We start from the raw sequence: 15567 nt of genomic DNA on the forward strand, positions 1-15567 counted from the left end.
GCTGCGAGTTTTGCCTGCACTGTATATTTACCCATGACGCCTCCAAAGGTTGCGTCCAACCTTCGGGGGTCATACCAGAGCGTGAGGAACGATAGTCGTCAGGGATAACACTATCGTGCCCATGCTCCGCGTGGGCATGCCGGTCTGGACGCTTCGCGTCCTCTTGCGACGCGGAGCGTCACGCACTCCATTCCCACGCGGAGCATGGGAACGAGAGTCAACCGTCCGACTGGTTCAGACGCGCGGAGACAGGTCTGGTCTCAGAGCGCAAACGGCAAGGCTATGTGCGCTTCCTGGCGCTCAGCCAGACGGCGCTCGAACTCCGCGGGATCATGAATCAGCACGTCCTGACCTGCGAAGGTTTCGGCGGCGATCAGGCGAGACAGCCAGAAACGCACGCAGGCGATGCGCAACATGGTCGTCCAGAGCTTCGACTCCGCCGCAGTGAATGGTCGCAAACCTGCATAAGCCCCCAGCAGCGCACGAGCACGGACAGCATCGAGCTGGCCGTTTTCACGTGAGCACCAGTCATTGAGGGCAATCGCCAGGTCGTAGAGCATCGGCCCGGAACAGGCGTTATAGAAGTCGATCAGCCCGGTCAGGTGCGTGCCTTCAAACAACACGTTGTCACGAAACAGGTCCGCGTGCAGGTTGGCGCGCGGCAACGCCATGATCTGTGGCTTGAAGTCTTCGATCTCTTGAAGACTCTTTTCCAGCAAGGCTCGCTGGGTTTCGCCCAGATGCGACAGAAAATTGCGCCCCTCACTCAGCATCCAGTCCAGACCTCGATCGGTCTTGCGCTCCAGCACCTGCTCACGGGTCGCCAGATGCAGGTTGGCCAATAGCTCGCCAATCTGCACGCAGTGCTGGGTATTGGGCTCGCTGATGTGCTTGCCTGGCAAACGTGGCTGCAGAAGCGCCGGTTTGTCCGCCAATTGCCGCAGGGCCTCACCGTCGGTGGTGCGCAATGCGTACGGCACCGGCAAATCGGCATCGTGCAGCACGTCGAGCAGCTCGATGAAGAATGGCATCTCCTGCACCGGGCCGCGTTCGACCAGCGTCAGAACGAATTCGCCCTGCTCCAGACTGATGAAGTAGTTGGTGTTTTCGCTACCGGCGGCAATGCCCTGATAGTCAAGCAAACGGCCGAGCCCATAAGGGGCGAGAAATGCTTCCAGCTCGGGCCGGGCCAACGGGGTAAAAACGGACATGTCAGAACTGCCAGCAATTAAAGTGAATGTAGGTGGCTACCATTCGAATATTTTCCACTCCGGGATCAGCATGTCCGGTTGGTCCGAACGGATAAAATTGGGACTTGTACCATCGGATCGCACCAGAAAATAGGGCTTGCCGTGTTTGGGGGTAATCTTCACAGCATACAGAAAGCCGTTCTGGCGGTATTCCTGAATGGTTTTGTCCCCGTCGGTGCGGATAGTAACGTCCGGTGCAGCCGAAGGTGGGTCCTCTGCTGAAACTGCGAGCAAAGGACAAAATGCCAACAGGCCGGTCAATATCAGTCGATTTACCTTGCACATGATAACCTTGTCCCTTTGTCGTCAATGGTCCGCGCATTCTAGCGCCGGCCCCGCCGAAAAGGTTGATTCTGCTCATGACCCAAGCGCCGCTCGTCCTGATAGACGGTTCCTCTTACCTCTATCGCGCCTTCCACGCACTGCCACCACTGACCACGTCCAAAGGATTGCCGACGGGCGCCGTCAAAGGCGTGCTCAACATGCTCAAAAGCCTGCGTCGCCAGTACCCGGACAGCCCGTTTGCGGTGGTCTTCGATGCCAAGGGCGGGACTTTCCGCGACGCGCTGTATACCGATTACAAAGCCAATCGGCCCAGCATGCCGGATGACCTGCGCGTGCAGGTCGATCTGCTGCATGCTTGCGTCAAGGGCATGGGCTATCCGCTGCTATGCGTGGAAGGCGTTGAAGCAGACGACGTGATCGGCACCCTGGCGCGCAGCAGCGCAGCGGCGGACCGTCCGGTGATCATCTCCACAGGTGACAAGGACATGGCGCAACTGGTCGACGGACACATCACCCTGGTCAACACCATGACCGGCAGCGTGCTGGACGTGGCTGGCGTGAAAGAGAAGTTCGGCGTCGGTCCGGAGCACATCATCGACTACCTCGCACTGATGGGCGACAAGGTCGACAACATACCTGGCGTCCCCGGCGTCGGCGAAAAGACTGCCGTCGGCTTGCTGGTTGGCGTGGGCGGCGGAATCAAGGAGCTTTACGAACGCCTCGAAACGGTCGCGACCCTGCCTATTCGTGGGGCCAAGACCCTGGCGGCCAAGCTTGAAGAGCATCGTGCGATGGCCTTCCTGTCCTATGAACTGGCAACTATCAAGATCGACGTGCCACTGGACATCGAACTGGACCAGTTGCATTGCGGCGAGCCGGACCGCGACAAATTGATGGAGCTGTACGCCGAGCTGGAATTCAAAAGCTGGATCGAAGACCTGCAACGTGATGCCAAACGCGCCGGGCAGGAGCTGGCCGTCGAAGAGCCAACCGTCGAAGCAAAAGAAGCCGCCTATGAAGTCATTCTCGAGCAGAGCCAGTTCGACGCGTGGCTGAAGAAGCTCAACGCCGCGCCGCTGTTCGCCTTCGTGACCCAGAGCAACGGCACCGACGCCCAGCGCGCGCAACTGGTAGGTTTGTCTTTTGCCATTCAAACCCATGAAGCCGCCTACATTCCGCTGACCCACTCCTACATGGGGGTGCCGCAGCAACTGGACCGCGACACAGTACTCAAGGCGCTCAAGCCGCTGCTTGAAGACCCGGATAAAACCAAGGTCGGTCAACACGCCAAGTTCGCTATCAACCTGCTTGCCAACTGCGCGCTCGACGGCGATCAGACCCAAGGCATCGACCTGCAGGGCGTCAGGTTCGACACTATTCTGGAGTCCTACGTTCTGGACTCCACCGCCACCCGCCACGACCGTGACAGCCTGGTGGCCAAGTACCTGACGCACACGCCGATCAACTTCCAGGAGATCGTCGGCAAAGGTACCAAGCAGCTGACCTTCGACCAGATCGCCATCGAGCAGGCTGGTAATTATGCTGCCGAAGAAGCCGACCTGACCCTGCGCCTGCATGAAGTATTCGAAGCGCGTTTGGCCGCAATTCCAACCTTGCAGCCGGTCTTGAACGACATCGAGATGCCGCTGGTGCCCGTCCTTGCAGGAATCGAACGCCAGGGCGCACTGGTCGATGCCAACCTGCTGGGCATCCAGAGCGTCGAACTGGGCGACAAGATGACCGCGCTGGAGCGCGAAGCCTTTGCTATTGCCGGTGAAGAGTTCAACCTGGGCTCGCCCAAGCAGCTCGGCGTGATTCTCTACGAAAAGCTCGGTATGCCGATCCTCAGCAAGACCGCCACCGGCCAGGCATCGACTGCCGAGGCCGTGCTGGCCGAACTCGCCGAGCAGGACTTCCCGCTGCCCAAGGTACTGATGCAATACCGCTCGATGAGCAAGCTCAAGAGCACTTACACCGACCGCCTGCCGGAGCAGATCAACCCGCGCACCGGACGCATTCACACCTCCTATCACCAGGCAGTGGCGGTGACCGGGCGCTTGTCATCCAGCGATCCGAACCTGCAGAACATCCCGATCCGTACTGCTGAAGGCCGACGCATCCGTCAGGCGTTCGTGGCCCCCAAGGGCTACAAGCTGCTGGCGGCAGACTATTCGCAGATCGAACTGCGCATCATGGCGCATCTGGCACAGGACGAAGGCTTGCTGCATGCCTTCCGCAACGACCTGGACGTTCACCGCGCGACGGCAGCGGAAGTCTTCGGCGTCGAGCTGGAAAACGTCACCACGGACATGCGCCGCAGCGCCAAGGCGATCAACTTCGGCCTGATCTACGGCATGAGCGCGTTTGGCCTGGCCAAACAGATTGGCGTGGACCGCAAGCAGTCACAGGCTTATGTCGACCGTTACTTCGCCCGCTACCCCGGCGTGCTGGATTACATGGAGCGCACACGTGCTCAGGCCGCCGAGCAGGGTTTTGTCGAGACCATTTTCGGCCGTCGCCTGTACTTGCCGGACATCAACGCCAAGAACCAGTCCCTGCGCAAAGGTGCCGAACGCATGGCGATCAACGCGCCGATGCAAGGCACTGCGGCGGACATCATCAAGAAAGCCATGGTGGCCGTGAATGGCTGGCTGGAAGAATCCGGTCTGGATGCGCGGGTCATTCTGCAGGTGCATGACGAACTGGTGCTGGAGGTGCGCGAAGACCTGGTCGATCAGATCAGTGAACAGATCCGCCCACACATGAGTGGCGCAGCAGAATTGGCAGTGCCGCTGCTGGTGGAAGTCGGGGTCGGCAACAACTGGGACGAGGCGCACTGACTCTGAAAGGGCGAACCTGTCAGCAGGTTCGTCAAACATTGTAGGAAATGTGAACTTTTCTTCATTGCTGGAACTTAACCGTTTGGACAGGAGTCAGAGGTCTCGATTGGTTGAAAAATCGATCGTGCTCCTAGTTGTGTTAAGTGTTGGCAGTTATCCAGATCCCACCCTAAGGTCTGGACCTTAAGCCCCGGAACTTCCCCCTCCCCATGCGAAGTCCGGGGTCTTTTTTGCCTGCGATTTACTCCGCAGGTGCCTTGTCTTCCAGTTCCATCCAGTCGGCCAGCACGGTGTAAGCCTCTTCCAGCCCCATGCGCTTGGGAGCCGAGAACAACTGGATGCTCACTGCATCGCCCCAGCCTTTGCGAATTTCGGCCTGAACCTTGAGCAGCGTGTTCTTCGCAGCGCCATAGGTCAGCTTGTCGGCCTTGGTCAGCAGAATGTGCATCGGCATGTTGCTGGCGATGGCCCAGTCCAGCATCAACAGGTCGAAGTCGGTCATTGGATGACGGATATCCATCATCAGGATCAGACCCTTCAGGCTTTCGCGGCTGCCCAGATAGGCTTCAAGGTGGCGCTGCCAGTGCAGTTTGAGCGGGATAGGCACTTTGGCGTAGCCGTAGCCCGGCAAGTCGACCAGACGTCGATCTTCATCCAGCCCGAAGAAGTTCAGCAGTTGAGTGCGCCCCGGTGTCTTGGAGGTGCGCGCCAGGCTGGCATGGGTCAGCGTGTTCAGCGCGCTCGATTTGCCTGCATTGGAACGACCGGCAAAAGCGACTTCAAACCCTTCGTCGTCGGGGCATTGGTCGACCTTGGCGGCGCTGAGCATGAACGTGGCCTGTTGGCACAGACCGAGGATGGGGTTTTTGAGTTGCATGTGATTTCCGGTGAAGGCCCTGCCTGCAAAGGGAGCGGCAAGAGGTGTCGGTTTCGTTTGGATGCGTACGCATATAATGACACACCTGCCCCCCGGCCCACACTGGCACTGTATCGGGCCGCTCTGGCTGGCGGCTGGAACATTCAGACATGACCTGCTTCACTCCTTATGCAAAAAGGCCGTCCGTGGTCGCCCATTTTTACAACCTCAGCGTTACACTAACGAACTCAGGCTTTCGCGTTCGGTCGAAACCACCGTCGCTTGAAGGCGATTCAATCTGCTCAGGAGTAAAGCATGCGTAATCTGATCATCAGCGCCGCTCTGGTTGCCGCCAGTCTGTTCGGTATGTCCGCCCAGGCTGCCACGCCCATCGAGGCAGGCAAGCAATACGTCGAGCTGGCGAGCGCTGTGCCTGTTGCCGAGCCAGGCAAGATCGAAGTCGTCGAGCTGTTCTGGTATGGCTGCCCGCACTGCTACGCGTTCGAGCCAACGATCAATCCGTGGATTGAAAAACTGCCGTCCGACGTCAAGTTCGTACGCATCCCTGCCATGTTCGGCGGCCCGTGGGATGCACACGGCCAGCTGTTCATCACCCTCGACACCATGGGCGTCGAGCACAAGGTTCACGCGGCCGTATTCGAAGCCATCCAGAAAGGCGGCAAGCGTCTGACCGACAAGAATGACATGGCTGACTTCGTCGCCACACAGGGCGTGAACAAGGAAGACTTCCTGAAAACGTTCGACTCTTTCGCAGTCAAGGGCAAGATCGCCCAGTACAAGGAACTGGCCAAGAAGTATGAGGTGACTGGCGTTCCGACCATGATCGTCAATGGCAAGTACCGCTTTGACCTGGGCTCTGCCGGCGGTCCGGAAAAGACTCTGGAAGTTGCCGATCAATTGATTGCCAAAGAGCGAGCGGCTGCTACAGCCGCCAAGTAAGCGCCCGCCATGCGCCGCTGGGGCAAGGGCAGCACCCGTATCGTTGGCCTGCATGATCCGCAGGTCAACGAACATCATCTGACGCAAAACGGCCTGCCGGAAGACGGCAGGCTGCGTTTGCTCAGTTTCAATATCCAGGTGGGTATCAGTACCCAACGCTACCACCACTACCTGACGCGCAGCTGGCAGCATCTGCTGCCACATGGCGGCAGGGCAGGCAACCTGCAAAAAATCGGCGATCTGATCAACGATTTCGATCTGGTGGCGTTGCAGGAAGTCGATGGCGGCAGCATGCGATCCGGCTTCGTCAATCAGGTCGAGCACCTTGCTCAACTGGGTGGCTTTCAGTACTGGTATCAACAGCTCAATCGCAATCTCGGTCGCCTCGCCCAGCACAGCAATGGTGTGCTGAGTCGCTTGCGCCCGACCAAGATCGAGGATCATCCGCTGCCGGGTCCGGCCGGGCGCGGGGCAATTCTTGTCCGCTTCGGCGAAGGCGAAGATGCGCTGGTGGTGGTCATGATGCACCTGGCTCTGGGCACTCGTACCAGAACCCGGCAACTGGCTTACATTCGCGACCTGATCGGCGGTTATCGCCATCAGGTTCTGATGGGCGACATGAATACCCACGCCAATGACCTGCTGGAGCACTCGCCGCTACGCGATCTGGGCCTTTTGGCACCGCAAATCGAAGCGACCTTTCCAAGCTGGCGACCACAACGCTGCCTTGACCACATTCTGCTCAGCCCGACCCTCACGCTTGAACGCGTACAGGTACTGGCGCAGCCCATTTCCGACCACCTGCCGGTTGCTGTCGAGATTCGCCTGCCAGACTCACTGCGTGGGGACTCACTGCCTGTGCCCTCTGGTGGAAGCCTTGCATGAGCGACGAAGCGGAGCGTTGGAAAGAGAAGTACCTCAAGGGAATCGAGCAACAGGATAAGCTCGAAACGCGCTGGGATGCGCGGCTCGGCTTGCTGCGCCGCGGTCTGGTGCGCAGCAGCCTGGCGGCAGAAGGCTCTGACCGCGCCGTCGATGAATGCATGAAGGAAATGCGCGAAATTGTCCGCAAGGACGATATGGACGCCGGTCTGGCAGCCTTGATTCCGCGCCTCGAAAAAGCCGTACTGGACTCCGAGCATCGCCGTGAAGTACGGGTCGGGCAAATTGGCTCGGCACTGACCGCACTGGTTGCACAACTGCAAGCGCTACCGTTGCCACGAGAGGTACGCAAGCCACTCAAGCGCTTTGCCAAGGACCTTGAAGAACGTGCATCGCAGGCGCGCGAGCTGCCTTTGCTGCTCAGCGAGTTGAGTGGTTTGCAGGGCCAGGCCCTGACCCTGCTCGAAAAGCACGAAGAGGGCCCACGCCAAGGGCTTCTGCAGCGTTTGTTCGGTTCACGGGACGAACATGGCAATGAGCGCCCTCCCGAGGCTGCCCACCCCGAAAACGCCCCTTCTGCTCAGGAAACGCATGAGACGCACGTGCAACCTGAGGCCGCGAACGCTCAAGCGCCGATAGACGTTGCCGCAGCGGAAGTAGAAGCTGCCATTGCCCCCGACATCGTCAACCAGAAGACAAAGGACGCACACACACTGCCGCCACAGGTTTCAGAAGCCGAAACCGCTATCGTTACGGCACCTGAAACACCTGTGCCATCGCCAGCCGCAGCAGCCCTTGCTCCAGCCCTGGCCGAAACAGTCACCGAACCTGCGGTTGTCCCTGTCGAGCCTATCGATTTTACTGACCTGCTGGGCCCCGTTCCGTCAGTGCCCTACCAGCAACGGCCTGTGCCAATCATCCAGGCATTGGAAGAACCGCAAGAAGATGCCGAATCAGAAACCGAGACGGTGGAAGGCGAAGAGGGTTATTCGCTGCCCTCCTCGCCAGAACCCAGCTACAGCTCGGTGGCGGCACACATTGAGGAAACCCTGCTGGGCCTGCTCGATGACCTGACCTTGTCGGAGCACTTCCGCCCGCAGGTCGAGGACATGCAGTTACGCTTGAAACATGGGCTCAACTGGTACGAACTGCTACCGATCCTCGACGATCTGGCAGTTCTGATGCTGGCAATCAACAACGGCGGCCAACAGGAATTCAGCACCTACCTCAAACAACTCAATGAGCGGCTCGAATCGTTTCAGAGCCATTTGCAGGCTGCCAGTGAAGATCATGCCGAGGATCAGTCCACAGCCCGCGACCTGAACGAGCAGTTGCGCGAACAGGTAGGCGGCCTGCAAATCAGCGTTCAGGACGCTTCCGACCTGACCAGTCTCAAGCAGGTGCTCGACAACCGCTTTGAAGGCTTGCTCAGCACCATGGACCACTACCAGCTCAAACGTGACGCACGCGAGCGGGAAGTTGCCTCGCGGCTGCAAGGCCTTTCGGCCCGCGTTGCAAGCATGGAGCAGGAAGCGCTGGGTTTCAGGACTCACCTGGAAGAACAGCGCCAAAAGGCCTTGATCGACCCGCTCACCGGCCTGCCCAATCGCGCAGCCTGGGGCGAGCGCCTCGAACAGGAGATGAGCAAGTGGCAACACGAGAAAAACAGCCTGCTGGTGTGCATTCTGGACCTGGACCACTTCAAGCGAATCAATGACGGATATGGCCACCTGGCAGGCGATAAAGTGCTGAAGATCGTCGCCAACGTTTTCAGGAAACGCCTGCGCAGCGACGATTTCCTCGCCCGGTTTGGCGGTGAGGAATTTGTCATGCTGTTGCCTGCTACACCTCCCGGCACCGGTCTGACACTGCTCGACGAACTGCGCACGGCGGTGGAGTCATGTCCGTTTCACTTCAAGGGCGAACGCGTGACGATTACAGTGTCCATTGGAGTGACGGCTTTTCGAACGGCTGAACGCAGTGACACTGCGATCAAGCGCGCCGATCAGACGCTGTACAAGGCCAAGGAAAATGGCCGAAACAGGGTCGAACAAGGCTGACTGAAACATTTTGACCTGAACGAGCACGTCAATGCCGAAGCTATTTGCACGCATGTTGTTATGATATTGCATTTCCCGCTGACGCTGCCGATCCCATGAAACTGTATTTCTCTGCCTTTCTGCTGCTCATCCTCACTGCCTGCGCCAGTGGCCCCAGGCTGGACACCAGCCATCCATCGGTGAACTTCGATGGCCGGGTTCAGTACGTGGTCATGCATTACACCTCGATCTCGATGGAAAAATCCCTCCAGCTTCTGACCCATGGAGAGGTCAGCAGCCACTATCTGATTGGCGATGACAGCAAGGCCACTATCTACAAGCTGGTCGATGAAAGCGCCCGCGCCTGGCATGCTGGCGAAAGCGAATGGGAAGGCCGTACCTGGCTTAATTCCAGCTCGATCGGCATCGAGATCGTCAACCCCGGCTTCAAGGACACACCGGCAGGCCGGTTGTGGTACCCCTACACTGAAGCACAGATCCAGTCGATCACAGTACTGCTCAAAGACATTGTCAAACGCAACAAAATCGATCCAAAACACATCATCGGCCACAGCGACATAGCGCCGACGCGCAAACAGGACCCTGGCCCGCTGTTCCCCTGGAAGCGCCTTGCTGCCGAAGGGCTCGGCATCTGGCCTGACGAACGTCTCGTTGCCCAGCATCAGGCATTGCTGGCAACCAACCTGCCAAGTATTAGCTGGTTCCAGCAACAACTGGCACGTCTGGGTTACAGCACCCCGCAGACCGGAGAGCTCGACACCGCCACGCGTCAGGTGCTGGCGGCATTCCAGATGCACTACCGCCCCGCGCGCTTCGACGGCGAACCCGATGCACAGAGCGCAGCCATCCTGCAGGTGCTTAACCGCGTCAATTAATCAGGGCACAACCTGATATTTGATGCTCTTATGAAGGGCATACAGGCAGCGCCTTCAAGGCCGTGCCGTCAAAGCGGCAACGCCATATAGAACTGCGTGCCCTGCCCGGGCCTTGAATAGACCCCCATGCGCCCGCCGTGCAGCTGAACGATCTCCTTGCACAGCGCCAGCCCGAGTCCGGCACCGCCTTTTTTGCGACCGACCTGCACGAAGGGTTCGAAGATTCGTCCCTGCTGCCCGTAGGCAATGCCCTCACCGTTGTCTTCAACGCTGATGATTGCCCTCTCGCCATGACGCCTGGCCTGCAGGCGAATCAGACCGTTCTGTGGCGTGTGCCGCAGCGCATTGTCCAGCAGGTTGTCCAGCACCCGCTCCAGCTGGGACTGATCGGCATGCAGGCGCGGCATGGGTTCCTGCATATCCAGCATCAGTACGATGTCCTGCTCAAGGGCCTTGTCCTCGAATCGCGCTCTGGCTTCTTCGAGCAAGGTTTCGATGGAGCACGGTGCCAGTTTGAGTTTCTGCAGACCGTTCTGGTAACGCGAGAAATTCAGCAGGTCATTGATGAGCTGCATAAGGCGCTGCATTTCTTCGGTGACCGTATTGAGCAGATCGGCCTCACGGGTTTCGGGGGCGAAATGCAGGCGCTCCTGGAGAAGACCGAATGCCATGTGCATACCCGTGACAGGCGTACGCAGCTCATGCGACGCGCGCAGGACGAACTCACTGCGCACCCTCTCGAAAGCACGCTGTTCGGTGACGTCATGCAGCACCATCACCGCGCCGAGGATATGGCCTTTGGTATGACTGACCGGCGTCATGCTGTAGGTCAGCAGGCGCGATTCACCGTCGATTTCGATGGCCAGGTCTTCCGGAGCACGCTCCAGCGTCCCGCCACGCAGTACCAGATGCAATTGCTCATCCAGCTCAGGTCGGCCCAACGCATCTCCAAGGCTCTGCCCGAGGCGACTCTCGTCCCAGCCGAGCTGACGCTGAGCCACAGGGTTCAAGTGCTCCAGATGCCCTTGGCGGTCAATCATCAGCAGACCATCGTCGATACTGTCGAGAACCGCTTGCAGACGCTGCTGGCCAGCCAGTAATTCATCAATATTGGTCGCCTGATGCTGACGCAGGGCTTCGGCCATGATGCCGAATCGCCGGGTCAACAGATTCATCTCGGCGGCCGACGAAATGGGCAGCGTGACTTCGTAGTCCCCTTCTCCGATGCGATCGGCAGCCTTGGCCAGCGCCTCGATCGGCGCACCGAAACGCCGGGCGATACCGTGCGCAGTCACAAAGCCGATACATAGCACCGCCAGCCCGACCAGCCCCAGCAAGCCCGCGATCCATAGTGCACGATCACGGGAGTTGATTTCGGCGCTGCTGATGTTCTCCAACGCCTTGCGATGTACAGCCAGCAAGCCGTTACGCAGGTTGTCGAAGCTGTCACTCAGCTGCGGTACGCCGCGTATGCCTCGCACATCGTTACCGTATTGCTTCCAGGTATCGATGAATTGCCGGTAATCGCCCTTGGTCTTTTCGAAACCATTGCGTACGTTTTGCTGGGTATCCTGTACCGAGCCCTCCTCCAGCAGCTCTTCAAACTGACTCTGGATTCTTTCCAGCTCAGCCTGATCGCGGTTGGCACCCGTCATCAACACCAGTTGATCACCCAGGTTCTGGCGCAGCTTCAAACCCAGATCCAGAATGGCAAAGTTATGCTGGATCAGTGATTCCTGAGTCCGGGCCATTTGCATGACGCTGACGAGCCCCAGCAGCAGTCCGAGCAAAGCAACGGTGATCAGTGCCGAGATACTCAGAAAGAGGCGGGTGCGCAGTTTCATGGCCAGCTTCATTTGAGGCCTTTCACAGGTTGTACTGTTTACGTTTGCGGTAAAGCGTCGACGCATCGATACCCAGCGTCTTGGCGGCCTGGTCAAGTGTTTCGCTGGTCGCCAGCACGGCTCCGATGTGTGCTTTTTCAAGCTCGTCCAGGCTCAAGGCGGCGCCGACACGCGGCGCATTGTTCGTCGGCTGCTCGGCCATACCCAAGTGGCTGATCTCCACACGCTCCTGCGGACAAATGATGCTGGCACGCTCGATGACGTTGCGCAGTTCACGAATGTTGCCAGGCCAGCGGTAGTTGAGCAGCGCTGCACGGGCCTCTTCACTGAACCCTCGAGCCGGGCGAGCGTACTCCTTGACGAAGCGCGCCAAAAACCGGTCCGCCAGGGTCAGGATGTCTTCGCTGCGCTCACGCAGGGCTGGCAGATGCAGAGTGATCACGTTCAGGCGGTACAGCAAATCCTCACGGAAGCGCCCGCTGCGCACCATGTCTTCCAGATTCAGGTTGGTGGCGGCCAGGATACGTACATCGGCACGTCGGGTAACCGGGTCACCCACACGCTCGTATTCCTTGTCCTGAATGAAGCGCAGCAGCTTGGGTTGCAGCGTCAGCGGGAAATCGCCGATCTCGTCGAGGAACAGTGTGCCGCCGTCCGCCTGATTCACACGGCCCAGAGTGCTCTCACTGGCACCCGTGAAGGCCCCGCGACTGTGGCCGAACAGTTCGCTTTCCATCAGTTCTGCGGTGAGCGATGGACAGTTGATCGTGACGCAGGACTTCTTTGCCCGCTTGCTCCAGCCGTGAATCGCCCGTGCCAGCTCGCCTTTACCGGTCCCCGATTCACCCAGAATCAGGATGTTGGCATCGGTCACGGCAACCTGGCGGGCAGTTTCCAGAATGGCCATCATCGAAGGACTGTGGGAATCCAGTCCGTCTTTGGGCTTGCGAACCTCGCCTTCCAGTGCCTCAAGGCGAGCAGACAGTTGGCGCACTTCAAGCTGTTTGGCGGTAGCAAGACGCAGCTGATCGGGGCTGCACGGCTTTACCAGATAGTCGGCTGCGCCCGCCTGAATGGCATCAACAGCTGTATCGACCGCAGAGTGTGCAGTCACGATGACCACACGCATCCACGGTGCCTGAATACGCATCTGCGCCAGTACATCCAGGCCGTTATCTTCACCCAGACGCAAATCGAGAAAGCACAGGTCGAAAACCTGGCGCTGCATGAGCGTGTCAGCCTGGGCTGCGCTGTTGGCAGTGGCGACACTGTAGCCTTCGTCTTCCAGACAGTACCGGAAAGTGCGGAGGATGGCGGACTCATCGTCCACAAGCAGAATACGGCCCTGATTCTCAGTGGCTGCTTCCATTTTTCCTACGCTCCTTAATGAATTGTCTCAGTTAGTCTCGGAATCATCGGGCAAGTTGCATGGTCAATTCTGATTGATTCTTCGGCATGCATGGTAGCTTTCTGAACGCCCAATGGCGAACAGCCTGATTAATCCGCGTTTATGTCGTTAAAGCCGTCCACTCGGAGACGAAATCCCATCTCAAAAGGAACGCTCATATGTTTTCACTGAAAAAGATTGCTCTGATCACCGCCGCCGCTGCGCTGCTTGGCAGCGGCCCGGTACTCGCCCAACCTGATTTGCCCACCCAACTCGCCGAGGCGCGTCAGGAAGGTTCGATCTGGACAGCTTTCGCGCTGAACAAACATCTGAGCCCGTTCAAGATCGATGTAAACGTCGACCAGGGCACTGCGACTCTGAAGGGCAAGGTTGAAAACGAGGTTGATCGTGAGCTGGCCGAACGCATTGCGCTGGATACCAAAGGAATCGAAAAGGTCGACAACCAGCTGGAGGTAGACCCTGCCGTTGCCAGCGAGCCTGGTACGCGAACCAACATGGCCCAGCGTTTCGAAGATGCCACGCTGGTCGCGACGGTGAAATCCAAATTGCTGTGGAGCAGCGTGACTGAAGCGCTGACCATCGATGTTGATAGCAAAGATGGCGTGGTCACCCTCAAAGGCCGCGCGCAAAGCCCCGAGGCCAAAGAGCTGGCTGGCAGCCTGGCAAGCAATACTGACGGGGTGATCAGCGTCAACAACCTGATCAGCCTGAGCGCAGCCGACTCGATCGCTGCCAAGACCCAGCCCCAGACATTGACCCCAACCGAGGAAATGAGCGACGCCTGGATCACCAGCAAGGTGAAGGTGAGCCTGATTTACAGCCGGACGCTGGACGGACTCAACATCAAAGTCGATACCAAAGCCGGTGTGGTGAGCCTGAACGGCGTGGTTGCCAACTTTGCAGAGAAGGAACTGGCTGTGGAAATCGCGCGCAACATTCGTGGCGTCAAGGGAGTGAATGGCGACGCTCTGAAGGTCATGGCGCGTAGCGCAGGCTGATCGCCCAGGCGCACAACGCTGAACGCTTCGTGCAGAACGCACGATTACAAAGGTGTAATCGTGCAGCTTGCTGGTAGGACGTCTCTGCAAAACTCCGCAGGCCATTGATTTTAAAGGATTTAAATTACACCAACAAACTGGCATGCAGTCTGCAATAACCCATTCAACATGGTCGATATACAACGACCCATCAGATTGAATGCCCACTCAGGCCAGGGGAGTTTGCAGATGAACAGCCAGCGTATTGCACAATTGCGTATCTCTCCCCTGCACATTCAGCAAGGTCTTTTTCTACTCCTTGCACTGCTTGTCACTCTGATCGCCATTCAGCAGTTCCAGCGTTGGAATCAAGCCAACGAAGCAACTCAAGCCAGACAGCAATTCATCCAGACCAGCAGCATTTCTTACCGCGGCGTAAGCGCCCCAGCGGTCAAGGATGCGTCCTCGAGCCTTCGCCCTGTCGATGGCCTGGTGTCTGTAGATGAAGTCGCACCGCAGCAAAAATGGGTTTTCTGACCCGACCTGAAAAATCGCAGCATTCACATTAAAACGGCACCAAAAAGGAGTATCACCATGTTGAGTTGGGCAATCACGTTTCTGATCATCGCCATTGTCGCTGCAGTACTGGGCTTCGGTGGTATCGCGGGCACGGCTACCGGTATCGCCAAGATCCTGTTCGTCGTCTTCCTGGTGATGTTCGTTGTGTCGTTCTTCTTCGGTCGTCGCGGTCGAGGCTGATAATGCACACGTCATTTCGCACACTGGCCGCCGCCCTGTTGATGGGCGGCAGCGCCATGGTCATGGCAGCCAATGATGGACAGTCTCGGGTCAACGAGCTTTTAAGCTCCGCCCCCGAGTACCGCACAACCTGGGCGAAGGTCGTCAAGAAGGAAGAGCGGTTGCCGGATTGGGTGATTAACCTGTCCGGGGCTTCCGAGCAGCAGATGACAGCGGCCACCGAAGACGGTGACAAGTATCTTGTCGGGCCGCTTTGCGAAACTGCCGATACGTGCAAAAGCAAACGCCTTATCGTGGCTTTCAGCCTCGACAAGGAAGATGCCTACGCCATGTTGGTTGAAGTACCTGCGGGCTTGCCTGCAGATAAATCACCAACTCGTCACGCGACTTACCGCTACCTGGGTAAGCCTGACGAGGGCATGCAAAAGCTCTTGAATGAAGAGCTGCGCAAAGACCCGAACTGGTATTGATTCAGAAGAAGGTATCGGCTTCAGAAGCCGATACTGAACCGCCCCGGGTTTCTCGGAGACTCCAACCTTTGAGAGGATGGAGCGATGAAAAAACTACCGAA

General features: G+C 58.3%; 14 protein-coding genes. 9 read left to right on the top strand and 5 right to left on the bottom strand.

What is annotated here, in order from left to right; all coding sequences use genetic code 11:
• Positions 1-260: 260 nt before the first annotated feature.
• On the bottom strand, positions 261-1211 hold the full coding sequence (locus AO277_RS04400) for a homoserine kinase (RefSeq protein WP_002555690.1): 951 nt from the start codon (positions 1209-1211) through the stop codon (positions 261-263).
• A 36-nt stretch (positions 1212-1247) separates the two neighbouring features.
• Positions 1248-1535: a DUF2782 domain-containing protein gene (locus AO277_RS04405; protein WP_004655238.1), complete on the bottom strand. Its 288-nt coding sequence runs from the start codon at positions 1533-1535 to the stop codon at positions 1248-1250.
• A gap of 74 nt (positions 1536-1609) precedes the next feature.
• Here AO277_RS04405 and polA point away from each other — a divergent pair, with 74 nt between their 5' ends.
• A complete protein-coding gene (polA, locus tag AO277_RS04410; RefSeq protein WP_044319615.1) occupies positions 1610-4375 on the top strand; it encodes a DNA polymerase I in 2766 nt (921 codons plus the stop codon).
• Positions 4376-4616: 241 nt separating this feature from the next.
• On the opposite strand, the gene yihA is transcribed toward polA, so the two are convergent.
• On the bottom strand, positions 4617-5252 hold the full coding sequence (gene yihA / locus AO277_RS04415; protein ID WP_005731658.1) for a ribosome biogenesis GTP-binding protein YihA/YsxC: 636 nt from the start codon (positions 5250-5252) through the stop codon (positions 4617-4619).
• Between the two features lie 294 nt (positions 5253-5546).
• Here yihA and AO277_RS04420 point away from each other — a divergent pair, with 294 nt between their 5' ends.
• From AO277_RS04420 to AO277_RS04435, 4 genes are all read left to right on the top strand, one after another.
• Entirely contained in the window at positions 5547-6191 is a 645-nt protein-coding gene (locus AO277_RS04420) for a thiol:disulfide interchange protein DsbA/DsbL (protein ID WP_002555687.1), read from the top strand.
• Positions 6192-6200: 9 nt separating this feature from the next.
• Entirely contained in the window at positions 6201-7076 is an 876-nt protein-coding gene (locus tag AO277_RS04425; protein WP_044319614.1) for an endonuclease/exonuclease/phosphatase family protein, read from the top strand.
• A complete protein-coding gene (locus AO277_RS04430; RefSeq protein ID WP_044319613.1) occupies positions 7073-9133 on the top strand; it encodes a GGDEF domain-containing protein in 2061 nt (686 codons plus the stop codon). Before AO277_RS04425 ends, AO277_RS04430 begins: the two co-directional genes overlap by 4 nt.
• Before the next feature lie 95 nt (positions 9134-9228).
• On the top strand, positions 9229-10008 hold the full coding sequence (locus tag AO277_RS04435) for an N-acetylmuramoyl-L-alanine amidase (RefSeq protein WP_002555684.1): 780 nt from the start codon (positions 9229-9231) through the stop codon (positions 10006-10008).
• A 68-nt stretch (positions 10009-10076) separates the two neighbouring features.
• Here AO277_RS04435 and AO277_RS04440 read toward each other — a convergent pair whose 3' ends face one another.
• Together AO277_RS04440 and algB are read right to left on the bottom strand one after the other, a co-directional pair.
• Positions 10077-11864, bottom strand: a complete 1788-nt coding sequence (locus tag AO277_RS04440; protein WP_002555683.1) for a KinB sensor domain-containing domain — start codon at positions 11862-11864, stop codon at positions 10077-10079.
• A 10-nt stretch (positions 11865-11874) separates the two neighbouring features.
• On the bottom strand, positions 11875-13221 hold the full coding sequence (algB, locus tag AO277_RS04445) for a sigma-54-dependent response regulator transcription factor AlgB (RefSeq protein WP_002555682.1): 1347 nt from the start codon (positions 13219-13221) through the stop codon (positions 11875-11877).
• Between the two features lie 197 nt (positions 13222-13418).
• Here algB and AO277_RS04450 point away from each other — a divergent pair, with 197 nt between their 5' ends.
• From AO277_RS04450 to AO277_RS04465, 4 genes are all read left to right on the top strand, one after another.
• Positions 13419-14258 (top strand): BON domain-containing protein, encoded by an 840-nt coding sequence (locus AO277_RS04450; RefSeq protein ID WP_044319612.1) that lies wholly within the window; start codon positions 13419-13421, stop codon positions 14256-14258.
• 228 nt (positions 14259-14486) lie between these two features.
• Positions 14487-14774: a hypothetical protein gene (locus AO277_RS04455; protein ID WP_002555680.1), complete on the top strand. Its 288-nt coding sequence runs from the start codon at positions 14487-14489 to the stop codon at positions 14772-14774.
• Positions 14775-14831: 57 nt separating this feature from the next.
• Positions 14832-14996 carry a DUF1328 domain-containing protein gene (locus AO277_RS04460; protein ID WP_002555679.1) on the top strand — a complete coding sequence of 55 codons (165 nt, stop codon included), beginning with the start codon at positions 14832-14834 and terminating at the stop codon, positions 14994-14996.
• A 2-nt stretch (positions 14997-14998) separates the two neighbouring features.
• Positions 14999-15466, top strand: coding sequence for an inhibitor of vertebrate lysozyme family protein (locus AO277_RS04465; protein ID WP_044319611.1), 468 nt, complete (start codon positions 14999-15001; stop codon positions 15464-15466).
• Positions 15467-15567 lie beyond the last annotated feature (101 nt).

This window comes from Pseudomonas amygdali (assembly GCF_002699855.1).
Classification (GTDB): Bacteria; Pseudomonadota; Gammaproteobacteria; order Pseudomonadales; family Pseudomonadaceae; genus Aquipseudomonas; species Aquipseudomonas amygdali.